Here is a 23,724-nt window from a genome sequence, read left to right on the forward strand (position 1 = left end):
ATATTTGGAAAAAACAGACTGCTCATTAAAAATTATTTATTATATAATAAATTATGGAAGAATAAATTTTTTCAAATAAAAAAATGGCCATTAATCGCCAATTGATGATTAATGGCCTGTCTCATTTAAGGTTCATTTTGAAAATAAAGAGAGATATTCTCCGTACCCTTCTTTTTCTAAGTCTTTTTTTGCAATAAATCTCAGGCTCGCTGAATTGATACAATAACGGAGTCCGCTAGGCTCTGGGCCGTCATTAAAAACATGGCCGAGGTGAGAATCTGCTGTTTTGCTTCGTACTTCGGTTCGAATCATGCCATGGCTTGAGTCTGTCTTTTCTTCAATCTCATCCTCCTGAACCGGCTTCGTAAAGCTCGGCCAGCCGCAGTGTGCATCGAATTTATCCAAAGAGCTGAATAACGGCTTCCCGGAAATAATGTCTACATATAAGCCTTCTTCCTTATGATCCCAATATTCATTATGAAAAGGAGGCTCTGTTCCGTTTCTTTGTGTAACTTCATATTGCATCTCAGTTAAATTTTTTATATTTTCTTCTTTTCTTTTAGCGTTCATCTTCTTCCCCCCAATAGTGATTCAAAAATGGCCCTCTTCCTGATCCAAACCGATATCTTTCATAGTGGGCAGAATTCTTCTTGTAGTAATCCTGATGATACTCTTCAGCTCGGTAAAACGTTTTGGCTGGCAGAATCTCTGTCATGATAGGCGCATTAAACACATTCTGCTCTTCAAGCTCTTTTTTTGATTCCTCCGCCATTCGTTTTTGGCTGTCTGAATGATAGAAAATCGCTGTTTTATATGAATCTCCCCTATCGGCGAATTGACCGCCGGCGTCTGTCGGATCAATTTGCTGCCAAAATAGCTGCAGTAGCTTTTCATACGGAAATATATCAGGGTCAAAGGTAATTTGCACCGCTTCCTTATGGCCGGTCGTATCGGTGCAAACCTCTTCGTACGTAGGATTGGGTTTATGGCCCCCAGTATATCCCGATTCAACCTGATAGATGCCCGGCTGCTCGTCAAACGGTTTCACCATACACCAGAAACAGCCGCCCGCGAAGGTAGCACGCTCTCTTTTTTCAGTCATAATAATGCCTCCTACGTCAATAAGTGGTATGATTACATTATACCATTTCGACTGCAGATGAAAATCATTCTGATTTAGAGCATATCGTCTACCTTCTATCAGTGAAGGTTTTATAGTCCGTAAATTCGGAATACAAGGAATAGGGATTTGTAATTGGAGGTTTTGAAAGTGAGTTCAAGAGAACAAATGATGTATCAAATGGAAAGTCTTCTTCGAAAAGTATTTAAACAAATCAGAATTGAGATAAATGAATTGCTCAAGCGGGAAATGTCGAGAAACGAGTTCATGATCCTGCGGATTTTAAATGAGGAAGGTCCGAAAAAGGTAACAGAATTTGCGAATGTTTTAGGTGTTTCAGCAAGCCATATTACCGCAGTTACAGATGCGCTCGTAGAAAAAGGCTGGATTTCACGAATCCGTTCAAAGGAAGATCGAAGAATTATTAAAATCCATATCACAGATTCTGGAAATGAAGTAATAAAGTACTTTGATAAAAAGAAAACAGAATATTTTACAAGCCGGTTTGAAGCATTCAGCGATGAAGAGCTGCAAACTATAATCAACCTTTTCTCGAAACTTGATAAACAGCAAAACAGCAAGTCAATTCTATGATAAAAACAGCGGCAAATGTGCTGCTGTTTTTTTGTTTTTGCATTGTCGTTGAGAAAACCGGGCATGATATACAATAAAAAGAGGTGCTTCTATGACTGCTCCATATTTATGTCCAAACTGTAAAACAAATCGTTCCCGCTTTAATATCATTGAACAATCTGCAATGCCTGTTAAAATGGACCCTGTTTCTGGAGAAATACTCGAAAGCTATGATGTAAATCAACTGTCGCCCTTTCATTTAAAATACAACGGACCTTTAAGAAAAGTCCAGTGCGGCGTGTGCGGGTTGATTGAAGACGAACGAACCTTTGTCCAAATTGCCCAATACGAAAACAAAAATAAAGCCAATCTTCAATAATTGGAGCTTCCCCCTGCTTACAACAAAAAAGAGACTCGCATTTTAAAGACATATATTAAGAGTAAAGATAGTAAGGATTAATTATCCCTGCTATCTTTTCTTATCTTCAATAATAAAAGGGAAAGAATCACCGAAGTTTTACACTATAATGTCTCATTGATTTGGGTATCCCCTTTAACTCGAGTATCCCACTGTATATTAAGTGCCGAATCCGATATTCTAAAAAGAATTGATCTATATACGAATCCATTTGTGTCAATATTTCTCCAATCACTCTTCCAGTCTTAACAAAGTCTTTCGTTCCTTGCTTATGATGTAGCTTTTCTATTGTTTCGATGATGAGTGGATCATAATAATGTTTTGGCGCCCCTTTAATTTCATCGTTTATCCATAATCGTAACACTTCCTTCGTTTGGGATTGTTTTTCCCATTCCTTATGAAATTTGATACGCTTATTATCTGATAATGGTTTGTTCTCTTTGTTATTTTCAAAGAATAGTCTTAAATATTTTGAATCAATTTGACCTGTATGGAAAATAGGTTGCTCATCTTCGGTAGCACTATATTTCTTATAGAGTATGCCTGAGTTCATAAGAAAAATTTCATTTGTTTTTTCTTGCAATAAATAGAGAAAAAAACGGAGAGCAGTTTGTTCATCAGCATTGTTTCCATACCAAATATAGATTGGAACATCGTTAGCTATATCTTCAATCTCACGCAATGTATTGGTAAATTTATTTTCATATTCATAATCTTCCTGGAAAAAATTTATATTTCCAAATAACCATTCAGTTCGGTTTGATTGACCTATTTTTTCATCTAATTTCCACAACGGTCCAACCGAAAAAGAGTCTGGAAATCCAATTACAGTCTTTGGTCTCTCAAGTCCTACTCTTAAAGAACCGGCTGCAGATTCTGAATTAACGATATGAACCGCACCAACTTGATTCGCCAGCCCCTTTAAATGTCGGTTTTTTTGAATATGTTTATTTATTTCCTCCACCATCTGTTTCATATCATCCATATTTAAAAAGAATCCTCTGTCTTCGACTGGCTGGTATTCCTCGTGATTAAATTTCTCAAATTCAACTCTATTATTGATTTCATACATCATCAACCCCATGCCAATTTCACTAAAATTTGATATGGTTAAATAATTATTTGTTTTCATTTGATAGACAAAAACTGCATTTGGTTCAATCAAAAAATAGATAAACGGGTGATTGACTTTTGTTTTAATTGGAACCAACTCCTTTTCCGTATCTCCTGCTAAATTCTTCAACAACTCCCTCAGTTAAATACGGTTTTCTCATACTCGCTAACCTGACTCTTTAATTGAATAACTGTTATTACCACTTTAACATAAATGCCCAAAACCCTACATTGAATATTAGAATGAAAAAGCACGCCATTTTATTTACTAAATGGCGTGCTAAGCTAAATACATTGCGATTTAATATTTTACAACTCTAAACGGAACCCGTTACTTTATCAACAATTACTTAGTAATTAAAGATACAGGCTTTTAATTTCTATGATTTTTTTCGTTATATATATATTTAATTGTAATGTCTATTTTTTATTGTTTAATCGCGTTTTCGCTGCTTTTTTCGGTCTTTTAAATCAAGAGTAAAAACCATAGCACTTAAAAATAATGCACAAAAGCCTATATTTAAATACACCTGATCCATATTTTCATTCAACATACTTACATAGGCAAGTCCGCCAAACCAAAGAGAAATCAACAGTGTTATCAGACTAAAATACAAATATACGTTTTTTATCTTTTGTCACCCCTCATTTTCATACAATCATAGTAATTATTCACCCGGGTGATAGTAACGAAATTCAATATCATCATTTTTTAGATCAATTTTTTCTGCTCTAACATACATGCCATTATCTAACGGCATGTCAGATAAGCGGATTTCAATTTCTTTTTCCCCGGAATATACATGAACAAAATCAGGCAGTTGATAGAATCGATTCATATAATTTAATACAAATGAAACAGGAAGATTTAATCTTCCAAGTGACAGCTCGGTTACCTTTAAGGTCACATCTCCATTTTCTTCAACTACGGGCTCAAAAGAAACCTGCGCATTGATAAAAGAAGCAAACGCCTGAATTTCTCCTTTCACCTGCACTTCATCGTTTATAACTACTTGATAGTTAGGATCTTTGTCTTTCGCTTGGCGGGCTAAATAGGATTTCACGAAAGAATTTAAGGATTCTTTCGTACTCGTTATTTGAAATTCATATTGAGAATTTCTATTGGTTTTATCCGGTGGATTGTTAGAACCAGGCAAAGAAACCAGAAGTGCGCAAACAGAAATAACGAGCAAATTTATCACAAGCAATGCAAGAAATAAAACTTTATATTTTTTCATTTTTTCTCCCTACTTAAGGCAGTATCTTTTTGACTGCATCATTGTAAACTCGGTCGGCTATTAAAGTGTAGCCCTTTTCGTTGGGATGGAACTCATCTTCAGACAATTTTTTTTCGTCGCTGTATTCAGCAAACAGGTCTTCTATCCGTACATGCTTGACGTTTGGGTCTTTGGACACTTCCTCAGCAGCAGCTGCGTTCCAGTCTTCGATAATTTCATCAAATTCCTTGATTTCTGACAGCGTGAATTTAAAAGGATTATACAATCCAACATACACAATGTCCGCATCGCTGTTCAGCTTTCTGACCGTTGAAAGAATTTCCGTCAAGTGTGATCGATAGTTATTTTGTTCGATTTGAAATGGTTCATACGTTAAATCCAAAAAATGCTGCCGTACGACTCTCATTAAATCGTTCCCGCCAATTGTCATTAAAATAATGTCGGCTTCTTTGATTCCGTTTTGAACTTGGACTTCTTTTAATTTTTTTATCGTATCTACAGTCCGATGCCCTTTAACGGCAAAGTTATCCACCGAAACGGACCCCACGTTTTCTTCTTTTTTTAATTGATCGACTACCATTCCAACATAGCCTTTGCCAGATTCATCTCCGACTCCCTGTGTCAAAGAGTCTCCTATGGCTGCAATCTTTATATTTTTCTTTTCAATCGTTTTCGGATTTTGTACTTTCTCTTCAATTGTTTGCTCTATGTTACAGGCAGATAGCAAGAGTACCAGAATCATAGGAATACACATTAAACGGCCTTTCAATATCACAAATCTCCTCTCTCTTAGAGGAAAATTGTATCATTTTTTTTTCGTTTCAGAAAGTGTTACGTAAAACAGTAATTTTAATCTTTATTTTTGCACTATTTTTATATCTTTAACAATTCGGTCATAAGGAACTTCTTTAAAGCCTTCATAATCTTTTAATACTTTTCCATCAGCGTCAATTAAATAAAAATACGTTTGATGGATCACCTGATCTTCATCTTCCGGCTTTTGCACGATTGCCTTAAAGTTTTCCAGTGCAAATTTTTCGATTTCTTTCTGCGAATATCCAGTTAAGAAATCCCAATTTTTTAACGATAGTGGATAATTGGAGGAAAAGTCTTTTAATTTTTCCGGAGTATCGACTTCCGGATCAACACTGAAGGAAACAAAATGAACATCCAAGTTCTCTTCTTTCGCTCGTTTCTGCAACTCCGTCATATGAGAAGTCATTGGAGGGCAGACTGTTTCACAGCTTGTAAAGATAAAGTTTGCCACCCAAACCTTCCCTTTTAAATCTTCAAGTGATACCTTGTCATTCTCCTGATTCGTGTATGAAAAATTTTCAAGCTGATAATTTAGCGGATTGTCAATTTTCTCTGTTCCGCAGCCGGATAAAATGAAGATCAATCCGGCTAGAATAAAGACGCTTCGTTTTATTAGCAGCATTATTCCCATCCCCTTTTTCTTTGTTTAGTTAACCGCTTTCATTGTTATTCTCTTTAAATCGTATCCTATCTTTTTGATTTTTACAAAAAAACAGCAAAAAACCTTCGAAAAAAATCGAAGGTCTGTGCTTCATGCATTGTTTTTAAGCAAAACAGGAGAAAAGACGGCTTGATAATCATTCCATTTAGCCGTACGTTTCAAATAATCTCTAAAGGAGTACTTGTTTTTCTTTTCTTTCGACACGAAGATTTGGCGCATCATCACTTCCAATTTACTCGAAATGAAAAAATAATAAGGTTCTCCTTCAGAAATAAACGGGATTTCCGTCACTTTCACCTTCTGTCCATCCAACCGTTTGAACTCCAGGCTTTTGAGTAACAAAATATCAATCCTCTTTTTCCTTTAGTTTTTTCTTAATTATACGCGATGAACCTGCGAAAGTTTGTCAGATTATGACGGTAACCTGAAAATAATTAAATCAACAAATGAAACAAGTTTTGATCTTTATTCACCTCGGTATATTTCACACCTTTAAGATCCATTCGCTCAATGAGCGGCCCGTACTCCTCTTTTGTACTTAACTCAATCCCGACAAGTGCCGGCCCGCTGCTTCTATTATTTTTCTTCGTATATTCAAAACGGGTAATGTCATTATTATCGCCAAGAACTTCATCTAAAAACTCTCTTAATGCACCGGCCCGCTGAGGAAAATTAACGATGAAATAGTGCTGCAGCCCTTCATAAATCATTGAGCGTTCTTTGATTTCCTGCATTCTGCCGATATCGTTATTTCCACCGCTAACGACACATACGATATTTTTTCCTTTGATCTCTTCTTTGTATAAATCCAATGCTGCGATTGGCAGAGCTCCGGCTGGTTCAGCGACAATTGCACTTTGGTCATATAATTCGAGAATGGTCGTACAAACTTTGCCTTCAGGGACGAGAAGAACATCGTCAACGATATGCTGCAAGGTCTGAAAGGTCTGTTCCCCTATCCTTCTTACAGCAGCGCCGTCGACAAATTTATCAATGTGATCAAGTGTGACGACGCTTCCGGCTGCTTTTGATTCGTAAAGCGCTGGTGCTCCTGCCGGTTCAACTCCGATAAGCTTGGTTTCCGGACGAATGCTTTTGATGTAAGTTCCAATGCCAGAAAGCAAACCGCCTCCCCCAACGCTAGCAAACACATAATGCGGTTCCACATCGATATCGTTTAATATTTCAATAGCCGCTGTTCCTTGTCCGGCCATCACTTCTATGTCATCGAATGGGTGGATAAATTCCCGCCCTTCTTCTTCGCAGCATAACACTGCTCGTTGATAAGCGTCATCAAACGTGTCGCCAATCAAAATAATATCAATATATTCTTTCCCAAACAGTTCCACTTGGGAAATTTTCTGTCTCGGTGTGGTAGATGGCATAAAGATTTTTCCGTGTATCCCTAAATGCTTGCACGAAAATGCAACCCCTTGTGCATGGTTTCCTGCACTAGCGCATACTACTCCATTTTTTGTATTTTCTGCAGGAAGCTGTTTCATCTTATTAAAAGCCCCTCTAAGCTTAAACGATCTGACCACCTGCATATCCTCTCTTTTAAGGTAAATGTTGCATTCATATCTTTCGGAGAGACGTTCATTTTTTTGTAGTGGTGTGTGATTCACCACATCTTTAACATTTTGGTGAGCTTTTAAGATGTCACTTACTTGTATTTGCCGATTTTCTCTAACAGATGTCGTCATGCACAGGATCCTTTCTTATATTAACGTAATCACTTTTAAAAAGCTTATTAATTGGACATTATAACATGAAAATTCAAATTATAAAGATTATTATTTTCCGGGATGTCCTAATATTTCCCCTATATTATTCTAACACTAGATGGTAAAGTGGCAATAAGTTCATCATAACAATTTTTTGTTTTTCAAAAAACACACGAATTTTCAGCTTGATTCAGCTGAAAATGGTATAATAACACTAATTGAAAGTAATTTTACGAGCCAAAGGAAGAGAAAGGGGACTAAAATGTTTACTTTAAAAGAAGAAATCGCCAATGCAGTGACACACGGAATTGGTGTTTTATTATCAATACCCGCCCTCGTTTTCTTGGTTTTGTTTGCTGTCAAATACGGCGATTCATGGGATATTGTCAGTTTTTCAATATTCGGAGCTTCCATGCTGCTGCTTTATATATGCTCGACCCTGCTTCATGGCATCCAGCATAAAAAAGCAAAATACATTTTTGAAATTATGGATCATGGTGCCATCTACGTACTGATTGCAGGAACATACACTCCATTTCTCCTCGGACCACTCAGAGGGGATCTCGGCCTGACACTTTTAATTATTGTATGGAGCCTGGCCATAGGCGGCATCATCTTTAAATGTTTTTTCGTCAGGAAATTCATCCTCTTGTCCACACTTATCTATTTATTAATGGGCTGGCTGATGATCATTGCCGTGAAACCCCTTTACGATTCACTGAGCGGACCGGGCTTTGGACTGTTATTGCTTGGAGGGCTTCTCTATTCATTCGGTACGATTTTTTATGTATGGAAAAGAATTCCCTACCATCACGCCATTTGGCACGGATTTGTTCTAGGAGGCAGTGCCGCCATGTTTTTCTGTGTGTTATTTTATGTCGCAGATGTCCCTTTCCTTTAAAAAAGAACGTGTATCAAAACGTTCTTTTTTTTGGTTAATATTATCTTTTTTAGGGAAAATCTCTCCTGCCTCTGCAAAAAAGAATAGACAGGTTTCACTAATCAAGCGAGCTTAGTCCCCGCCTTCTGTACAACTTTTTCACTGACAGGCTCTTTCATAAACATGAAAATAATAGGTATACGGATTTTTCTCATCTGTTATCCCTTGTAATGAAGATACTTCCTCCCATTCGTTCCAGTCGATTTCGGGAAAGAATGTGTCTCCCTCAAACTCATAATGAATCTTTGTAATATATAGCTTTTCTGTGTAAGGTAAGAAAAGGCGGTAAATTTGCTCACCACCGAAAATGAAAATTTCTTCTTCCCCTTCACATGTTTTAAAAACGTCCTCAACAGAATGGACTATTTCGCATCCTTCTGCTGAATAATCTTTTTCCCTTGTTAAAATAATGTTTCTTCTGCCTGGTAACGGCCTTCCGATCGACTCGTAATTTTTTCTGCCCATGATGATTGGGCAACCCATCGTTGTTTTTTTGACATACTGTAACTCTCTTGGCAATCTCCAAGGCAGCTTATTGTCTTTTCCGATTACTTGATTTTTATCCATTGCAACAATTATTGATACTTTCATTGGCTTTGATTCCTCTCTACAATTAAACAGCTACTGGTGCCTTTATAGCTGGATGAGATTCATATCCTTCAATTACGATGTCTTCTGTTTCAAAATCAAAAACTGAGCCTTTTTCAGTACTTAGTTTTAGCGAAGGAAGTTTCTTTGGCTCACGAGAAAGCTGCAGTTTAATCTGTTCCACATGATTTGTATAAATATGTGCGTCTCCTAATGTATGAATAAATTCTCCAACCTCTAAGTTACATTCGTGCGCGATCAAGTGGGTTAATAATGAATAACTTGCGATATTAAACGGAATGCCAAGAAAGATATCTCCGCTCCTTTGGTAAAGCTGGCAAGACAATTTTCCTTCAGATACATAAAATTGAAACATGCTGTGACAAGGAGGTAACGCCATATTGTTCGGAACATCCTCAGGATTCCAAGCCGACACGATTAATCTTCTTGATTCAGGATTGGTCTTTAATGTTTCAATTACGTTTTTAAGTTGATCAATCGTTTCACCTGTTGAAGTTCCCCAAGCTCTCCATTGTTTACCATAGACGTTCCCTAATTCACCGTATTTGGCAGCAAATTTATCATCAGTAAGAATTTTTTCTTTAAAAAGTTCCATTTGATCTTCATACTGCTTTTTAAATACTCTATCCGATTGTGAACGCAGCCCAAAATCAGTCATATCCGGGCCATTATAATCAGGACTTTCAATCCATTTTTTAAAAGCCCATTCATTCCATATGTTGTTGTTATGTTGGAGCAAATATTTGATATTTGTTTCACCTTTAATAAACCATAATAGTTCACTTGCAATCAAACGGAAAGGGATTTTTTTAGTTGTTAAAAGAGGAAATCCTTCATTTAAATCAAATCTCATTTGATATCCAAAAAGTGAAATTGTACCAGTACCGGTTCGATCCTCTTTTCTTACGCCATTTTCCATCACATATTTACACAAATTTAAGTATGTATGTTCATTTTTATTCACAAACATTCATTCCCCTTTCATTTTTCCCAGTTGAATTCGGGAAAATCAAAACGGCTTCGTTCATTCCATTTTTTATGATCTAAGGATAAAAACGCCTTTTTTTTCTTTATCCTAAAAAATTCTTTTCCCTCATCTTCTAAGTAGTTTATCTTTTTTTACAGCTGCCAACAAGAAAAAAACCAAAATAATTTTTGGTTTTTTGTCATCGACGATTAGTTTTTTTGAATCAAATCCTCTTTAGGATGTTCCTGTTCTTCATCTTCAAGATTTTGATGGGTGTGAGCAATTCGGCTTGCCGCTGCAGCAGCGAGCGCTGCGACAATATCGTCTAAAAACGTATGGATACCTTCTGGGCTTTCATCCAGATCTCTAATAATTCCGATTTTCTCTTTGTCCAAATAGCCAAAATTGGTCAGGCCAATTGAACCATAGACGTTTACGATGGACAGCGGTATGATTTCATCAATTCCATAAAGCGGTTCATCTGTTTCAACGAGATGCTGCAAAGGTTCAGGCAGAAGGCTTTGCTCAGCTAGCTGATCGAGAGCAAGACCCGTCAATACAGCATGGATAATTTCCCTTTTTTGCAAGACCTTTTCGACATTTTCCACACATACACTAAGAGGCAAGGTTGGATTGTACTTTTCCTGCAGCTTTTGAACAATAGCTGCGATATCTTCTATATGAACGCCCCGCTCTTTCAGCATGTTTTTCGTCGTCTGAATCATTTCATTCATGGTGTATTTTTTCATTTGACTTCCATCTCCTTTAATGGCTCATCCATTTTGGCGGGGTATTTCGATCCCAATATATGCTGCCGAGTTCATAATGGGTTTGGAATGAATCATCGGCCAAATGATAATGAAAGTTAAACCAATAGCCTTCTTTAGGCGGCTGATCCAGCCTGACATGAAATTTCAGGATGTCCTCCCCAGTTTTCATGTTATAGACGTTAAATATTTTTTCTTTCCGGCCGGGATCCGGATTATCTGTAATGGCAATTGATTGAAATGCATCATGATCACTGCGTTCTTCAACTATTTTCATAATCTGCTTTTCTATTTTAGGAAGGATCACCAACCGGTAATGATCTTCTATTACTGGGCTGATTTTTGTGCCGAATTTAATAAATGATTGGTTTTCCACTTCTTCCAAAAGAGAAGATTTATAGTCTTCAAAACTTGAAAGATCGGGGGGAGTTTTTGTTTCAATTGAGCTTAGAATTTCAACTGGCGAACCATTTTCTTGTCTGGACAGAGAAATCTCAGCCTGCTTGTCCGACATTAATGCTTGCGGCGGAGAAATCAAACCAAAGGTAGTAATAGTAAATAATACAACAAGCGTCTTACGCATCCACAGTTTCATAGCCGGGTATTCCTTCCCTAGTAATCTACTGCTAATTTTAGCATAGAACGAATTTTCAGTCATCATTCGCGGTCCAGGGATCTTTATTTTTAAGAATAAAACGTTTACAATAGCATCAACAAATAGAAAGGAGAACAAAAAATGGAAGCTATGTTTGTTGCTGCTTCACTGCTTACATTGATCTATTTTATTGCCATGGAAGTTACTGATTGATGATTAAGCCAATTATTTTTTCAATAATACCCCGTAGTGAAATAAGGAGCTTTTTCGTTTATATACGGTAAATCCAAACTGATTAAACCGTGGGCTTTTCCAATGATCCTTCAATACAACGGATCTTTTTGCAACTCGAATCGCCTCAGAAACGCTCTCAGGTTGAAATTGATACTCGGCAAACAGCCGCAGCGGCGCGATGCCCTCCGATTGCTCAATCGGCTGGTGAAACATGGGATCAAAATAGACAACGTCAAAAGCTTCGTCTGGGAGCTGACGAAGGTATTCCAGGTGGTCTGCCGATTTTGCTTGAATTCTTCTCATAGCTTCATTTACTTCTGTAATATTCGTTTCCCAACTTGTTAGCCCTGTACTCACAAGAAAGGCGAGTATCGGGCTTTTTTCAAGACCGATAACCGCCCCTTCTCTACCAGCAGCCAGACTTGCGACAATTGCATCAGACCCCAGCCCCAACGTACAGTCCAGAAGACTGTCACCTCGTTTAAGCTCAGTCGCAATCAGGAATGGATCTTCTTCTCCCCTTAACCATCTTTTCGCTCTAAATAAAGAAGAGCCGGGATGAAAGAAGAATTTCTCCCCTTTAATCGGGTACAATTCAAATCGTTCATTCCCAATGACCAAAACATCATCATTTTCTTCTTGAATGATTTGTTGAACCGACTTCTTATTTCGTTTCAAAAATTTAGAATGAAAATAGCGGCTTGCGTTTTCTGCCGTCAAGACGGTATTTTCATTTGGTCGGTAGCTGGTGGTAATTATCATCTTTTAAGCCTCGAATAGGTAAGTTTACACGTTTAGCAATGTGCTTCAAACGCGGACTGAATATTTTCCATGATAGTTTCCATCTCATGGCCTTCAATTTCATGGCGCGGAATAAAATGGACCACTTGATTGTCTTTCAAAAGAGCCATTGAAGGAGATGAAGGCTCATAACCTGTAAAGTATTCCCTCATTTTTTCAGTTGCCTCTTTGTCCTGTCCTGCAAATACAGTAACAGCGTGGTCAGGTTTTTTACTGCTGTCAGCAAGAGCCCTTGTCGCCGCTGGTCTTGCTAAGCCAGCAGCACAGCCGCAAACAGAGTTTACTACGACGAGCGTGGTTCCTTTCACCGACTCCATAAATTCTTCCACGTCTTCTTTTGATGTTAATTCTTCAAACCCTGCTGAGGTTAACTCTTGCCTCATAGGTATAACGAGCTGGCGCATATATTCTTCATATGCCATAGACATAAAAAAAACCCCCTTGTATTCTTTTACTGGAGTAAAGAATACTATAGAGGGCAACTTTTTTCAAATATTCTATTTTACAGGAGTTTTTTCCGGTACTTCTTCAAATAAATCAGTTACAGCACCTTTTGACGAGCATGAGACCGTTCTTGCATATTTCGCCAAGACTCCGCGTTTTACAAGCTCAGGCGCTTTAAACGATTTTCTTCTTTCTGCTAATTCCTCATCAGACAACGCCACGTTCAATACTCTGTTATCACTATCAACGGTAATCATATCGCCTGTTTGAATTAACGCAATCGGTCCGCCTACCTGTGCTTCCGGCGCAATATGGCCAACGACCAAACCGTGCGTTCCTCCGGAAAATCTTCCATCTGTCAAGAGAGCAACATTTTTTCCAAGTCCTTTTCCGACGAGAATTGCAGAAATTGAAAGCATTTCCGGCATTCCAGGCCCGCCTTTTGGTCCTTCATAGCGAATAACAAGGACATCACCAGGTTTAATTTCATCGTTTAGAACAGCGTTTGTTGCCTCTTCCTCTGTATCATAAACCTTTGCTGGTCCTGTCAGCTTGGTCACCTTCAAACCAGATACTTTAGCAAGCGCGCCTTCAGGAGCAAGATTACCTCGCAGAACAACAAGAGGGCCGTCCTTACGCAAAGGTGCTTCCAATGGATAAATGACCTTCTGTCCTTCCTTCAGACCTTCACATTCAGCTAAATTCTCGGCAACTGTTTTTCCGGTTACTGTCAAGCAATCTCCGTGCAAATAACCCTTTTCTAAAAGCAGTTTCATAACAGCAGGAACTCCGCCTGCTTCATGCAAATCCTGCATGACATACTGTCCGCTCGGCTTCAGGTCAGCAATGTGTGGAACCTTCTTTTGCATCCGGATAAAGTCATCAAGAGTCAAGTCAACCTTTATAGCATGTGCAATTGCTAGTAAATGTAGCACGGCATTTGTTGAGCCGCCTAAAGCCATAACGACTGTGATCGCATTTTCAAAAGCTTCTTTTGTCATGATATCTTTCGGATAGATTCCTTTTTCAAGGAGCTTGTACACCGCTTCGCCTGCCGCTTTACAATCCGCGTTTTTATAAGCGGAAATTGCAGGATTAGATGAGCTTCCCGGAAGACTCATTCCCATTGCTTCGATCGCAGAAGCCATCGTATTGGCTGTATACATTCCACCGCAAGAGCCGGCTCCTGGACATGCATGGCATTCGATTTGTTTTAATTCATGGTCATCGATATCATGGTTATTATGCTTTCCTACTCCTTCGAATACTGAAACGATATCAATGTCTTTTTCTTTCAGCTTTCCTGGTGCGATCGTTCCACCATATACAAAAACAGCAGGAACCTCGCTTCGCGAAATCGCAATCATACAGCCTGGCATATTTTTGTCACAGCCTCCGATTGCCACGAATGCATCTAAGCTTTCGCCGCCTACAACCGTTTCAATGCTGTCGGCAATGACTTCACGGCTTGGCAGTGAATATCTCATGCCTTCGGTTCCCATTGAAATACCGTCTGCTACTGTGATTGTGTTAAATATTAGAGGTGCTCCCCCTGCATCCTTAGCGCCTGCTTTCGCGCTTCTGGCAAGCTCGTCGATATGCATATTGCACGGGGTTACTTCACTCCACGTGCTTGCGATGCCAATCATCGGTTTTTTGAAATCTTCGTCCTTAAAACCAACGGCTCTAAGCATTGCCCGGTTTGGAGCGCGCTTGACATCATCACTAATCACTTTACTGCGAATTCGCAAATCTTTTTCCATTATCTAAAACTCCTTACTATAGTTACTGCTACTAACTATATAATTTTTGATTTTGATTATCAATAATATTCAGTATATTTTTCAGAAAAAACATTTCGTTCAATCATAATAGAGAACGAAATGTTTGTTTCATGAATTGAATATTGGATATTTTTTCTTTGATATTAAGAAGTTTACTTCATAATGAATTCCATGGGTAAGGCAAATAATATCGATAGGTTTTCTCACAAGATTATTTTTTTGAAATTATAAAATCATCCTTCAAGCAAATGGACTTTTAACAAAAGATCGATTAAGGTTTTAGCCTTCGTACACTAATTGCCAATAACATCATCTGGGCAGGCAACTGCGAATGCTTCAACTATCCATTGTTCTCTTGTTTTCTGCTTTCAGTCATTTGCTTCCATACAGAGCCTTTCGCTTCTTCCCCATGTTCAATGCGTTCGATCGCCATTTTGATTTGGAGGCTCACTTCGAACTCCGGATCGTCTTCGGCAGCTTTTAGACCTTCAAGTGCTGTTTCGTCGCCAACTTCATACAAAAACATAGCAGCTCGCCAGCGAACAAGCTTGCTGGGATCTTTCAAAGCTTTGACCATTGAAGGAATCGCCAGTGGATTACCGATATCTGATAAGCAATCACCGGCAGTTCTTCTAACGGTTACCGTTTTATCTTCCATTGCTTTATAAAGCAGCGGTAAAATATCCTCTGTTTCAAGCATTCCGATATAGACCGTCGCAAGCCTTCTGATGCTAGTTTTCTCATCGTTTAACGCCATAGTAAGGACAGGCAAGTCCGAGCTTGTAGGATTCATCTGGTCGAGATGGGCATATCTTGCTTTCCAATCCTTCTCTTCCATCATACCGACAGTAACCTTGTACGATTTTCTTTTCGGCTGCTTGCTTTCCGGCGTCTCGGATGAAGCTGCTTCTGCAAGCTGCGTAAGCCTTTCATCACTGTATGCTGCCTGTAACTCTTCGACAACATCCGTCCCGATGTCTGAAAAATCTCCGTATCTGACTCCTTGTTCTTTCCAGCTGCGATCTAGCACAACATTCGGAGAAGTGTCTTTTAGTTTTAAAATGGCATTTTGGAATCGATCGGGAAGTCCAAACCTTTTTTCCTGCTCGCCATCTGACAATTTCACCTGTATTGGAATTCCGTTAAACATTTGAACAAAGACCTTTACTTCGCCATATGAATCATCGATTGTACCCGTAACTGCTTCCTCTTCTTCAGAATCCTGATTGAAGGCTGCTCTTACGTTAGGAAGAATCGTTTTCCAATCGTATTTTGCATTTCTTTCAACTGCCAGGAAGTCGGCAACATGATACACTCCTTTAACTCCTTCTACGTTTAATATATTTTGAATAATGAGAGGTGCGTGCTCCATTTGCTCTTTTTTATAATTATTACTGGTTCCGCCAGGCAGCTCTTCCGATAAATTAATTTTCATCGTATTAGGGCTCGGTGTTGGTTCAATAGAAGTAATCTTCATGTAGATATCCCCCTTTTTTCTTTTTCGTACATACATTCTTCATCAAACTCATTTAAGAACTGTATCATAAATGAGTGCCTTCTTTCAGCAATGGCGTACGCAGTTTTTGTATTCATAAGTTTTTTTAGCAATAATAGTTTATCATAAAAATGGCTGATGACTCCTTGCCCGTTTTCCAGAAGTTGTCCATCATCATACAATGCATGTCCTTTGCTGCCGTCAATTATGAAGGGGTCTGCTTGTTGTTTCTTTGCAATGGCTTACTCATTTTGCGAGCCCTTGATATATGGAATGGAACCAATCAATGCCGCTATTTTCTCCTTTTAGCTCATTTTTGATCCAATCTTCAACTGCTTTAATTTGTGTCGGCATAACGTTTTCTGTCATGCTACACTCTCAGACAATAACGCTTCTATTTCCTTTTCAAGCTCCTTAGGCTTCGTATTTGGTGAATATCGCTTCACTGTTTCTCCCTGTTTGTCCACCAGGAATTTTGTGAAATTCCACTTTATCGCTTTAGAACCGAGTACTCCTTTTGCATCATTTGCTAATTTTTTGTAAAGCGGATGAGCCTTCTCACCATTGACGTCTATTTTTTTAAACAGCGGAAAAGTAACTCCGTAGTTCAAGCTGCAAAATTCTTGAATTTCCTCTTCGCTCCCGGGTTCTTGGCTCATAAATTGATTACAGGGAAATCCGAGTATTTCCAGACCTTCTTCCCGGTAGTTTTCGTAGAGCTCCTGAAGCTCTTTATATTGGGGCGTGAACCCGCACTTGCTTGCCGTATTGACGATAAGAAGCACCTTTCCCCTATAATGCTCCATCTTTATTTCTTTTCCGTCAATCGTTTGAACAGATATGTGATAAATTGACATCACTGATCCTCCTTCGATTCATGGTATGACATCCATGTAATATTTTACTATTTTCTTTTTAAGGAACAAACAATTATCCGAGTAAAAACAAAAAAATAAATGTAATCGAAACGAAGTCTGTAATTCTTTCGTCTAAGTAGTGGAGTTTTGAAAGGATACACGTGTTTAAGCTGGGTGTTGTGCCTTATATGATTGAAATGTCAAAGGAAAATTCCTATAATGAAGAAAACCTGACACATCAAAGGAGGGTGCACCTTGCCTATCAATATACCGGCTCATTTGCCGGCAAAACAAATTCTTGAAAGTGAAAACATCTTTGTTATGGAAGATCAAAGAGCATTTCACCAGGACATACGTCCTTTAAATATTGTTATTCTTAATTTAATGCCGCAGAAAATCAAGACTGAAACACAGCTGCTGCGATTGCTTGGGAATTCACCATTACAAGTACACTTTACATTCTTAATTCCCAGCACTCACACTCCTAAAAATACGTCACAGCAGCATCTAAACGATTTTTATACGACGTTTGAACAGATCCGTGATAAAAAGTTTGATGGAATGATTATTACCGGCGCCCCGATTGAGCATTTGCCCTATGACCATGTGTCCTATTGGGAAGAGTTAAAGGAGATTATGGATTGGAGTAAGGAACACGTCACTTCTACCTTTCATATTTGCTGGGGCGCTCAAGCCGGACTGTATCACCATTATGGAATAGATAAGAAGATGCTTCCCAAAAAACTTTTTGGTGTTTTCGAACACGATTTGCTTGAAAAAAATGAACGATTGGTACGAGGATTTGATGAAGTATACTATGTCCCACATTCCCGGCATACTGATATAAGTATAGAGGACATTAAAAAGGTGCCTGGCTTAAAACTTCTCAGTGTTTCACAAGAAGCTGGCGTTTGCTTGATTGCATCCGACGATGAAAAGCAGGTATTTTTAACAGGTCATCCCGAATATGATACAACGACCTTATTAGAAGAGTATGAAAGGGATTTGAAGAAGGAAGTTCCCATCTCTCCGCCGAAACATTATCTTAAGGAAATCGACGGTAAACAAGTTCCGGTTAACCGCTGGAAGTCACATGCGACATTATTATTTATGAATTGGTTAAATTATTACGTCTATCAGGAAACACCGTACGACTGGAAATGAAATTTTATTGGCCCTAGGTCCGATGCATTAAAATGATACTATGTTAAAATACAGTTGGATCGCATTTCCAAAAGCAATTATAGTGAACTTTTTCCTATTTAATATTTTATTTTCATAAAAATTTAGGTTATGTTAATATTTTTAATGAGGTTAATATGCTATCTTATATGTATCATCTATTAAAACTTTATTCCATAAGCTCTTGTTGTTGATTAGATTGAGGTGAAAATGTTGAAGACCGATAAAAAAATTCTATTGTTAACTGCTAACTACGGAAACGGCCATATGCAGGTAGCAAAAACCTTGCATAAAGAATGTGAAAGGCTTGGATTTAACAATGTAGTAGTTTCTAATTTATATGAAGAATCAAATCCAATTTTCTCAGAAATCACGCAGTTTCTGTACTTGAAAAGCTTTTCCATCGGGAAGCAATTCTATCGCCTATTTTATTATGGTGTAGATAAGATGTACAATAAGAGAAAATTTAACCTCTATTACAAAGTGGGGAACAAACAGCTTGACTATTTAGTAAGAAAGCACAAGCCCGATATTATTATTAACACGTTTCCGATGATTGTTGTTCCGGAATACAGGAGAAAAACGGGTAGAGTGATTCCAACGTTTAACGTATTGACAGACTTTTGCCTTCATAAAATCTGGGTTCATGAAAATATTGATAAATATTATGTAGCTACTGACTACGTAAAAGAAAAACTAATAGAAATCGGCACTCATCCGAATGATATAAAGATCACTGGAATTCCTATCCGTTCACAGTTTGAAGAAACAGTTCCCACGGCTGATATCTATACAAAATATCAGCTTGATCCAAGTAAAAAAAATCTCTTGATTATGGCAGGCGCTCATGGAGTCTTGAAAAATGCCAAGGAATTATGTGAGACGCTTGCAAAGAACGATGATGTCCAAATCATTGTCGTCTGCGGGAAAAATACCGCTCTTAAAGATTCTCTTGAAGAAATCAGACGGGCATACCCTCAGAAAATTAAGATTCTTGGCTACGTTGAGCGAATTGATGAGTTGTTCAGAGTCACAGATTGCATGATTACCAAACCGGGCGGGATTACGTTAACCGAAGCTTCAGCACTCGGCGTACCTGTCATCCTATACAAACCAGTGCCCGGGCAAGAAAAAGAAAATGCGCTGTTTTTCGAAGAGAAAGGCGCGGCGATCGTTGTAAACCGCCATGAAGAAATACTTCATGCAGTTGCTTCCCTGCTTTCTGACGAAAAACGATTAGAGCAAATGAAAAAGAATATCAAAAGTCTGCATTCTAAAAATTCAGCTGAAACGATCCTCATTGACATCATCAATGAATCAGATAAAGTATATAGCAGATACAGAGAAAGAGCTCTCGTTTAGTCAGAAAAAGGCTCCCCTCTTTAGGTGAAGGGGAGCCTTTTCTTTTGCTGGCATATCGCGAAATTTTCTGCTGTAATAGAAAATTATCGTTATTTTATCGTATTTTACCTCTTGACAACTTGACTTTGATCGGTAAATACTGTATAGTTTAAACATATCATTTAGGCGATAGCATTAAATGGTGAAAATTTTTTTTAGCACGACTTGTGCTACAGTACTAGGAGGATTATGCAATATGCAAAACGGTAAAGTAAAATGGTTCAACAATGAAAAAGGTTTCGGATTTATTGAAGTTGAAGGCGGAGATGACGTATTCGTACATTTCACTGCTATTGAAGGTGAAGGATACAAATCATTAGAAGAAGGACAAGAGGTTTCTTTTGAGATCGTTGAAGGGAATCGTGGCCCTCAAGCATCTAATGTAGTAAAGCTTTAAGCGTTACAAAATAACATCTTATAAACAACCAATAAAAAAGGGAGGCTGCTGCCTCTCTTATTTTATTTTCTGAACTTCTGCACCCCGACTTACGGTTTCGTTTTCAAATGTATCTCAATAGCCACTATATTTTGCTTCAGGCGCTGTTCGGCCTCTTCCATTTCTTTTTCCAAAGAAGGCTTGCTGAATTTAGCTATTTCCACTATCTTTTCGATGTCTTTATATATTTCAGTAAACGTATTGTTCAGTATTTTTTTTAGCTCCTTTTCTTCCATGACTAAACTCCTTTCATTTATAGGTCATTCGTCTCGTATTTTCCTATTCCATTATCTCACATTTTGTTTAATTAAAGTATGTATAAATGAAATTCATTTGAAACAACTTTTGTGATGTTTGTTTTCATGATTGGAAAGTCCCGCCTGCGCGGTGGATCATAACCTTATAATGATTTTTTAGATAAACAAAAAAGGGCATATGCTGTAATAGCATGCCCTTTTGATCCTATATCTTATTAATTTTTACCGATTCGTTTGTCAGCATCTTTCCGTAATCCCTCAGTTTTTCCCCTACCGTACATTTCGTTATGCAAAATGAATGAGCAACAGTTTTTCCATATTCTTTGCGAAAATGTTTTTTGACAAAGCAATCGCGGCAATACGTATCGTTCAGTTCGGTTAATTCTTTATATATCTCCTTGTTTTTCAATTTTCACCATCTCCAATGTTTTCCTCTATTTTAATACGGCTTTTAATGTAGATTTGGTTGATGCTTTTTTTTGCCAGATCGTCAGCCTCACTGTTTTCTTTTCTTGGTATTACCTCGTATGCTGGACTGATCCGCATAGATTCGATGCAATTTTCTATACGGTCCAGCCACCTGGAATGAACCTTGTCATAACAGGGCCAGTCACCTTTTAACTGATTCAATACGACAAGAGAATCCCCTTTAATCGTAACAGAATTCCTGCTCGTGCCAATGGCTTTAAGTTCCTCTAACGCTTCATATAATCCAGCATACTCTGCTTCATTATTCGTATCGACATAAATGCTTTTATTTTTGCGAATCCGAAACCTTTCACCATGCTGCTTAAAGTAGATGGCGTATCCAACTCCGGCAAGCCCGCTTTCTTTGTCATAGCTTCCATCAAAGAAAATTGTGATCTCATCAGGTTCGTCTGCTAATTCCTCTTTTAGCTTTTCCAGCTCTTTAACGGTCCATACCGCGCCTTTTTCATCTTCAAAGGTCAGGTGATCAATGTTTTTTTGAAAGAGCGGCAGCCGCAGCTAACGCATCCTCTGTTTCCAGCCATTCATCTGCTGTAAACGGGATCGGTTCCACCCCGGGAATTTTTAGCACTATGCTTATTCGGAGCTTCATTTTCTTTCCCCCATTCATCTTCAGGCGGATGACTGTGCTATAATCGTAGAAATATGATGATTATACGATCCTTTATTTTACCATTGTTTTTCTTTTTATTAAAGTAAATGACCGTCTTATTATCGTTAGGATGTCTATAGGTTATGCAAAAAGGAATTTAAAAATGAAAGGATAAAGCTATGTTTATTGAAGTATATGTGGATGGAGCAAGTGCTGGTCACCCGGGCTTTTCCGGAGTCGGCATATATTTAAAAACTCCTCATGGCAGCGAATCCTATTCCCTGCCGATTGGAATCACCAATAACAACGAAGCAGAATTTATGGCAGTGATCAAAGGAATGGAACTTTGTATTAGCAAAGAAATAACTTCTGTGTCTTTTCGAACCGATTCTGAGCTGGTGGAACGTGCTGTTGACCAGGAATTTACGAAAAACAAATCGTATATGCCTTATCTTGAGAAAATTATTTCTTTAAAAAAACACTTTGATCTCTTTTTCATCAAGTGGATTCCGACGAAACAAAACCCGCACGCAGACGCCCTGGCAAAGAAAGCCATCCGGATGAATGAATAGTATTTTCACGAAAACTGGCAATGCTAAGTCATGAGGTGATAATCATGGCTGCAGACCAAAGCCCAGAAGATAAAGGCAAAGTAACCGGCGGGATCCCTCCACAAGGAGAAATTACAGGAAGTGCACATACCGATCCCAAAAGTGAGTTGGAGCAAAAAGCAAAAAAAAGCAATACGAAGCGTTAAAGGGATCAGTACTTAGCTGATCTCCCGATAACGTTCTAATTTAAATAGAAATGGCTCGATGCCTTTTATCTGATGGTCACTTAACATTTCCAAAGCTTCATCGAATAATAAACGTAATTCAGCATCCGCGAGCACACATGCGACAGGTACGTCACACTTAATTTCTGCAAGCTGTCTGGACAAGTGCAGATCACTTAGGCATTCATTTATTTTTGTTTGCTGGCCTTTTGTCAGCTCGTGGAGGTTTGCAAGCAGAGCATCGATGGTTTTATACGTTTGAATCAGCTTATATGCCGTTTTCTCCCCTATTCCTCTTACTCCGGGATAATTATCACTCGTATCCCCCATTAATGCTTTTACATCAATCAGCGCTTTCGGCTCGATTCCTGTCTCCAATCGAAATTCTTCCGCCTGATAAATTTTGTAATTCCCGATTCCTTTTTGCAGTAACGCAACTGATACATTGTCAGTCAGCATCTGCAAAAGGTCACGGTCACCAGTTAATATTGTGACATCTGCTTCTGCAGAAAAAAGAGTAGAGAGTGTCCCGATACAGTCATCCGCTTCGAAACCGGCTAGTCCGATATTTTTTATTCCCAGCTTTTCAGCAGCTTCTTTGGCTAAATCAAATTGGGGAATCAATTCCTCAGGAGGCAGGTTTCGATTTGATTTATAATGTTCATATATGTCATTTCGATAAGTTTTGCTGCCCATATCCCAGCAGCAAAGCACGTGGCTTGGTTCAAATGTTTTCAAAGCAGTTAGCAAATGCTTTAAAAAACCATTCACTCCGTTCGTAGGAATCCCTTTATCATTAATCATAAAATTCCGATGAACGGCAGTTGCAAAAAACGAGCGAAACAGCAAAGCCATTCCGTCAACAAGTAATACGTTCTTTTTCACATAAATCTCCTCCTCCGCCTATTTTACCACATCGGCAACAAAGAAAAACAGCTCCCTTTCCCAGAGCTGTCTTTCACTTATTTATTGGAAGAGGAAAGCTTCGCGACTTCTCTTTCCGCATATGAACCGGAATTTTCCAGGTTCTTCTTTTTTTCATTATTATTTTGCATGGCGTTTTTATTTGCCGGTTTTGTACGACCCATTTTTTCTCCCCCTTTTGTAAGGATACCGTTAGTATTTCCAAAAGAACGAGAAAACTTGATGGAAATCATTGCTTTTGATTAACGTACTCAGCCACCATTTCTTTTGTTACCAATTGTCTGACAGGGACGATTCCGGTTGAGGAAAGCTTTCTCATCTCTATCGTAATCTCATTGATCTGATCAACTGTGAAGCTTTCCTTTCGTTTGCATTTTCTGATCGCTTCTTCAATCGCTGCCTCTCTTTTTTGATCAAGCAGAAAAAATGTTCGGACAATTTTGTTTTGACGAGTTGAATGTGCGGTAATTGCAGCATGTACTTCTGCCATATTGTTCTTCCTTCCTTGGTAA

32 protein-coding genes and 1 pseudogene are annotated in these 23,724 nt (G+C 38.4%); 8 read left to right on the forward strand and 25 right to left on the reverse strand.

All coding sequences use genetic code 11. The annotated features are described in order from the left end of the window. Positions 1 to 132: 132 nt before the first annotated feature. A complete protein-coding gene (msrB, locus tag JOC74_RS04100) occupies positions 133 to 570 on the reverse strand; it encodes a peptide-methionine (R)-S-oxide reductase MsrB (RefSeq protein WP_053603091.1) in 438 nt (145 codons plus the stop codon). Then, positions 560 to 1,102: a peptide-methionine (S)-S-oxide reductase MsrA gene (gene msrA / locus JOC74_RS04105; RefSeq protein ID WP_053603092.1), complete on the reverse strand. Its 543-nt coding sequence runs from the start codon at positions 1,100 to 1,102 to the stop codon at positions 560 to 562. The genes msrB and msrA overlap by 11 nt, the downstream gene beginning before the upstream one ends. A gap of 168 nt (positions 1,103 to 1,270) precedes the next feature. On the opposite strand from msrA, the gene JOC74_RS04110 reads away from it, so the two are divergent. Both JOC74_RS04110 and JOC74_RS04115 read left to right on the forward strand, forming a co-directional pair. After that, positions 1,271 to 1,714, forward strand: a complete 444-nt coding sequence (locus tag JOC74_RS04110) for a MarR family transcriptional regulator (protein WP_098945205.1) — start codon at positions 1,271 to 1,273, stop codon at positions 1,712 to 1,714. A gap of 91 nt (positions 1,715 to 1,805) precedes the next feature. Then, positions 1,806 to 2,072 (forward strand): hypothetical protein, encoded by a 267-nt coding sequence (locus JOC74_RS04115; protein WP_053603093.1) that lies wholly within the window; start codon positions 1,806 to 1,808, stop codon positions 2,070 to 2,072. A gap of 127 nt (positions 2,073 to 2,199) precedes the next feature. Here the strand turns inward: JOC74_RS04115 and JOC74_RS04120 are convergent, their stop codons facing one another. The 7 genes from JOC74_RS04120 to ilvA form a co-directional block, all read right to left on the reverse strand. After that, positions 2,200 to 3,354: a DUF1835 domain-containing protein gene (locus JOC74_RS04120; protein ID WP_053603094.1), complete on the reverse strand. Its 1,155-nt coding sequence runs from the start codon at positions 3,352 to 3,354 to the stop codon at positions 2,200 to 2,202. A 304-nt stretch (positions 3,355 to 3,658) separates the two neighbouring features. Further along, positions 3,659 to 3,841 carry a protein YpmT gene (gene ypmT, locus JOC74_RS04125; protein WP_245212788.1) on the reverse strand — a complete coding sequence of 61 codons (183 nt, stop codon included), beginning with the start codon at positions 3,839 to 3,841 and terminating at the stop codon, positions 3,659 to 3,661. Positions 3,842 to 3,892: 51 nt separating this feature from the next. Further along, positions 3,893 to 4,462 (reverse strand): YpmS family protein, encoded by a 570-nt coding sequence (locus tag JOC74_RS04130; protein ID WP_053603096.1) that lies wholly within the window; start codon positions 4,460 to 4,462, stop codon positions 3,893 to 3,895. Between the two features lie 13 nt (positions 4,463 to 4,475). Next, positions 4,476 to 5,231, reverse strand: coding sequence for an SGNH/GDSL hydrolase family protein (locus JOC74_RS04135; RefSeq protein WP_053603097.1), 756 nt, complete (start codon positions 5,229 to 5,231; stop codon positions 4,476 to 4,478). An 87-nt stretch (positions 5,232 to 5,318) separates the two neighbouring features. Next, a complete protein-coding gene (locus tag JOC74_RS04140; protein ID WP_053603098.1) occupies positions 5,319 to 5,909 on the reverse strand; it encodes an SCO family protein in 591 nt (196 codons plus the stop codon). Between the two features lie 120 nt (positions 5,910 to 6,029). Beyond that, positions 6,030 to 6,281 carry a DUF2535 family protein gene (locus tag JOC74_RS04145; RefSeq protein WP_053603099.1) on the reverse strand — a complete coding sequence of 84 codons (252 nt, stop codon included), beginning with the start codon at positions 6,279 to 6,281 and terminating at the stop codon, positions 6,030 to 6,032. Positions 6,282 to 6,373: 92 nt separating this feature from the next. Beyond that, complete coding sequence (gene ilvA, locus JOC74_RS04150) at positions 6,374 to 7,642, reverse strand: threonine ammonia-lyase IlvA (RefSeq protein WP_053603100.1); 1,269 nt, start codon at positions 7,640 to 7,642, stop codon at positions 6,374 to 6,376. Between the two features lie 283 nt (positions 7,643 to 7,925). Between ilvA and trhA the strand changes: the two genes are divergently transcribed. Continuing rightward, positions 7,926 to 8,564, forward strand: a complete 639-nt coding sequence (trhA, locus tag JOC74_RS04155; protein WP_053603101.1) for a PAQR family membrane homeostasis protein TrhA — start codon at positions 7,926 to 7,928, stop codon at positions 8,562 to 8,564. A 138-nt stretch (positions 8,565 to 8,702) separates the two neighbouring features. On the opposite strand, the gene JOC74_RS04160 is transcribed toward trhA, so the two are convergent. From JOC74_RS04160 to JOC74_RS04200, 10 genes are all read right to left on the reverse strand, one after another. Next, positions 8,703 to 9,194 carry a dihydrofolate reductase gene (locus tag JOC74_RS04160; protein WP_053603102.1) on the reverse strand — a complete coding sequence of 164 codons (492 nt, stop codon included), beginning with the start codon at positions 9,192 to 9,194 and terminating at the stop codon, positions 8,703 to 8,705. 22 nt (positions 9,195 to 9,216) lie between these two features. Beyond that, on the reverse strand, positions 9,217 to 10,176 hold the full coding sequence (locus JOC74_RS04165) for a thymidylate synthase (RefSeq protein WP_098945293.1): 960 nt from the start codon (positions 10,174 to 10,176) through the stop codon (positions 9,217 to 9,219). Between the two features lie 212 nt (positions 10,177 to 10,388). Continuing rightward, positions 10,389 to 10,928, reverse strand: coding sequence for a phosphatidylglycerophosphatase A family protein (locus JOC74_RS04170; protein ID WP_053603104.1), 540 nt, complete (start codon positions 10,926 to 10,928; stop codon positions 10,389 to 10,391). A gap of 16 nt (positions 10,929 to 10,944) precedes the next feature. Beyond that, positions 10,945 to 11,541: a YpjP family protein gene (locus tag JOC74_RS04175; RefSeq protein ID WP_053603105.1), complete on the reverse strand. Its 597-nt coding sequence runs from the start codon at positions 11,539 to 11,541 to the stop codon at positions 10,945 to 10,947. A 225-nt stretch (positions 11,542 to 11,766) separates the two neighbouring features. Continuing rightward, positions 11,767 to 12,534, reverse strand: a complete 768-nt coding sequence (locus JOC74_RS04180) for a class I SAM-dependent methyltransferase (protein WP_053606012.1) — start codon at positions 12,532 to 12,534, stop codon at positions 11,767 to 11,769. 35 nt (positions 12,535 to 12,569) lie between these two features. Continuing rightward, entirely contained in the window at positions 12,570 to 13,004 is a 435-nt protein-coding gene (locus tag JOC74_RS04185) for a BrxA/BrxB family bacilliredoxin (RefSeq protein ID WP_053603106.1), read from the reverse strand. Between the two features lie 69 nt (positions 13,005 to 13,073). Next, positions 13,074 to 14,783 (reverse strand): dihydroxy-acid dehydratase, encoded by a 1,710-nt coding sequence (ilvD, locus tag JOC74_RS04190; protein WP_053603107.1) that lies wholly within the window; start codon positions 14,781 to 14,783, stop codon positions 13,074 to 13,076. A gap of 361 nt (positions 14,784 to 15,144) precedes the next feature. Further along, positions 15,145 to 16,281, reverse strand: coding sequence for a conserved virulence factor C family protein (locus JOC74_RS04195; RefSeq protein WP_053603108.1), 1,137 nt, complete (start codon positions 16,279 to 16,281; stop codon positions 15,145 to 15,147). Between the two features lie 264 nt (positions 16,282 to 16,545). Further along, positions 16,546 to 16,668 carry a hypothetical protein gene (locus JOC74_RS23825; RefSeq protein ID WP_264080166.1) on the reverse strand — a complete coding sequence of 41 codons (123 nt, stop codon included), beginning with the start codon at positions 16,666 to 16,668 and terminating at the stop codon, positions 16,546 to 16,548. After that, a complete protein-coding gene (locus JOC74_RS04200) occupies positions 16,665 to 17,156 on the reverse strand; it encodes a glutathione peroxidase (protein ID WP_053603110.1) in 492 nt (163 codons plus the stop codon). Before JOC74_RS04200 ends, JOC74_RS23825 begins: the two co-directional genes overlap by 4 nt. 255 nt (positions 17,157 to 17,411) lie before the next feature. On the opposite strand from JOC74_RS04200, the gene metA reads away from it, so the two are divergent. The 3 genes from metA to cspD all read left to right on the forward strand — a co-directional run bounded on the left by metA (position 17,412) and on the right by cspD (position 20,136). Further along, on the forward strand, positions 17,412 to 18,320 hold the full coding sequence (gene metA / locus JOC74_RS04205) for a homoserine O-acetyltransferase MetA (protein WP_053603111.1): 909 nt from the start codon (positions 17,412 to 17,414) through the stop codon (positions 18,318 to 18,320). Between the two features lie 231 nt (positions 18,321 to 18,551). After that, positions 18,552 to 19,700: a diglucosyl diacylglycerol synthase gene (locus JOC74_RS04210; RefSeq protein WP_053603112.1), complete on the forward strand. Its 1,149-nt coding sequence runs from the start codon at positions 18,552 to 18,554 to the stop codon at positions 19,698 to 19,700. 235 nt (positions 19,701 to 19,935) lie between these two features. Further along, entirely contained in the window at positions 19,936 to 20,136 is a 201-nt protein-coding gene (gene cspD / locus JOC74_RS04215; protein WP_003153604.1) for a cold-shock protein CspD, read from the forward strand. 89 nt (positions 20,137 to 20,225) lie between these two features. Here cspD and JOC74_RS04220 read toward each other — a convergent pair whose 3' ends face one another. The 3 genes and pseudogenes from JOC74_RS04220 to JOC74_RS04230 all read right to left on the reverse strand — a co-directional run bounded on the left by JOC74_RS04220 (position 20,226) and on the right by JOC74_RS04230 (position 21,513). After that, entirely contained in the window at positions 20,226 to 20,411 is a 186-nt protein-coding gene (locus JOC74_RS04220) for a hypothetical protein (RefSeq protein ID WP_053603113.1), read from the reverse strand. Positions 20,412 to 20,637: 226 nt separating this feature from the next. Beyond that, positions 20,638 to 20,841, reverse strand: coding sequence for a zinc-finger domain-containing protein (locus JOC74_RS04225; RefSeq protein WP_053603114.1), 204 nt, complete (start codon positions 20,839 to 20,841; stop codon positions 20,638 to 20,640). Further along, positions 20,838 to 21,513: pseudogene (locus JOC74_RS04230) on the reverse strand (reverse transcriptase-like protein). Before JOC74_RS04230 ends, JOC74_RS04225 begins: the two are co-directional and overlap by 4 nt. Before the next feature lie 179 nt (positions 21,514 to 21,692). Between JOC74_RS04230 and JOC74_RS04235 the strand changes: the two are divergent. Both JOC74_RS04235 and sspL read left to right on the forward strand, forming a co-directional pair. After that, on the forward strand, positions 21,693 to 22,085 hold the full coding sequence (locus tag JOC74_RS04235) for a ribonuclease HI family protein (RefSeq protein WP_053603116.1): 393 nt from the start codon (positions 21,693 to 21,695) through the stop codon (positions 22,083 to 22,085). A 44-nt stretch (positions 22,086 to 22,129) separates the two neighbouring features. Next, positions 22,130 to 22,270, forward strand: a complete 141-nt coding sequence (sspL, locus tag JOC74_RS04240; RefSeq protein WP_053603117.1) for a small, acid-soluble spore protein L — start codon at positions 22,130 to 22,132, stop codon at positions 22,268 to 22,270. Positions 22,271 to 22,282: 12 nt separating this feature from the next. Here sspL and JOC74_RS04245 read toward each other — a convergent pair whose 3' ends face one another. The 3 genes from JOC74_RS04245 to JOC74_RS04250 all read right to left on the reverse strand — a co-directional run bounded on the left by JOC74_RS04245 (position 22,283) and on the right by JOC74_RS04250 (position 23,702). Beyond that, complete coding sequence (locus JOC74_RS04245; RefSeq protein WP_082363823.1) at positions 22,283 to 23,173, reverse strand: 5'-3' exonuclease; 891 nt, start codon at positions 23,171 to 23,173, stop codon at positions 22,283 to 22,285. A gap of 77 nt (positions 23,174 to 23,250) precedes the next feature. Beyond that, complete coding sequence (ypzF, locus tag JOC74_RS23835; protein ID WP_264080167.1) at positions 23,251 to 23,376, reverse strand: protein YpzF; 126 nt, start codon at positions 23,374 to 23,376, stop codon at positions 23,251 to 23,253. A 65-nt stretch (positions 23,377 to 23,441) separates the two neighbouring features. Further along, positions 23,442 to 23,702, reverse strand: coding sequence for a DUF2533 family protein (locus JOC74_RS04250; RefSeq protein WP_053603119.1), 261 nt, complete (start codon positions 23,700 to 23,702; stop codon positions 23,442 to 23,444). Between the last annotated feature and the right edge of the window lie 22 nt (positions 23,703 to 23,724).

The organism is Bacillus capparidis (assembly GCF_017832095.1).
GTDB lineage: Bacteria > Bacillota > Bacilli > Bacillales > Bacillaceae > Bacillus > Bacillus gobiensis.

Excerpts from the sequence above, each read along its gene's own strand:
- trhA (WP_053603101.1), top strand. The coding sequence starts at position 7,926 with ATGTTTACTTTAAAAGAAGAAATCGCCAATGCAGTGACACACGGAATT.
- JOC74_RS04160 (WP_053603102.1), bottom strand. The coding sequence starts at position 9,194 with ATGAAAGTATCAATAATTGTTGCAATGGATAAAAATCAAGTAATCGGA.
- JOC74_RS04235 (WP_053603116.1), top strand. The coding sequence starts at position 21,693 with ATGTTTATTGAAGTATATGTGGATGGAGCAAGTGCTGGTCACCCGGGC.
- msrA (WP_053603092.1), bottom strand. The coding sequence starts at position 1,102 with ATGACTGAAAAAAGAGAGCGTGCTACCTTCGCGGGCGGCTGTTTCTGG.
- JOC74_RS04220 (WP_053603113.1), bottom strand. The coding sequence starts at position 20,411 with ATGGAAGAAAAGGAGCTAAAAAAAATACTGAACAATACGTTTACTGAA.
- JOC74_RS04200 (WP_053603110.1), bottom strand. The coding sequence starts at position 17,156 with ATGTCAATTTATCACATATCTGTTCAAACGATTGACGGAAAAGAAATA.
- JOC74_RS04195 (WP_053603108.1), bottom strand. The coding sequence starts at position 16,281 with ATGAAGATTACTTCTATTGAACCAACACCGAGCCCTAATACGATGAAA.
- JOC74_RS04140 (WP_053603098.1), bottom strand. The coding sequence starts at position 5,909 with ATGGGAATAATGCTGCTAATAAAACGAAGCGTCTTTATTCTAGCCGGA.
- JOC74_RS04130 (WP_053603096.1), bottom strand. The coding sequence starts at position 4,462 with ATGAAAAAATATAAAGTTTTATTTCTTGCATTGCTTGTGATAAATTTG.
- JOC74_RS04170 (WP_053603104.1), bottom strand. The coding sequence starts at position 10,928 with ATGAAAAAATACACCATGAATGAAATGATTCAGACGACGAAAAACATG.
- cspD (WP_003153604.1), top strand. The coding sequence starts at position 19,936 with ATGCAAAACGGTAAAGTAAAATGGTTCAACAATGAAAAAGGTTTCGGA.
- JOC74_RS23825 (WP_264080166.1), bottom strand. The coding sequence starts at position 16,668 with ATGACAGAAAACGTTATGCCGACACAAATTAAAGCAGTTGAAGATTGG.
- JOC74_RS04175 (WP_053603105.1), bottom strand. The coding sequence starts at position 11,541 with ATGAAACTGTGGATGCGTAAGACGCTTGTTGTATTATTTACTATTACT.
- ilvA (WP_053603100.1), bottom strand. The coding sequence starts at position 7,642 with ATGACGACATCTGTTAGAGAAAATCGGCAAATACAAGTAAGTGACATC.
- msrB (WP_053603091.1), bottom strand. The coding sequence starts at position 570 with ATGAACGCTAAAAGAAAAGAAGAAAATATAAAAAATTTAACTGAGATG.
- JOC74_RS04250 (WP_053603119.1), bottom strand. The coding sequence starts at position 23,702 with ATGGCAGAAGTACATGCTGCAATTACCGCACATTCAACTCGTCAAAAC.
- ypzF (WP_264080167.1), bottom strand. The coding sequence starts at position 23,376 with ATGGGTCGTACAAAACCGGCAAATAAAAACGCCATGCAAAATAATAAT.
- sspL (WP_053603117.1), top strand. The coding sequence starts at position 22,130 with ATGGCTGCAGACCAAAGCCCAGAAGATAAAGGCAAAGTAACCGGCGGG.
- JOC74_RS04185 (WP_053603106.1), bottom strand. The coding sequence starts at position 13,004 with ATGTCTATGGCATATGAAGAATATATGCGCCAGCTCGTTATACCTATG.
- ilvD (WP_053603107.1), bottom strand. The coding sequence starts at position 14,783 with ATGGAAAAAGATTTGCGAATTCGCAGTAAAGTGATTAGTGATGATGTC.
- JOC74_RS04115 (WP_053603093.1), top strand. The coding sequence starts at position 1,806 with ATGACTGCTCCATATTTATGTCCAAACTGTAAAACAAATCGTTCCCGC.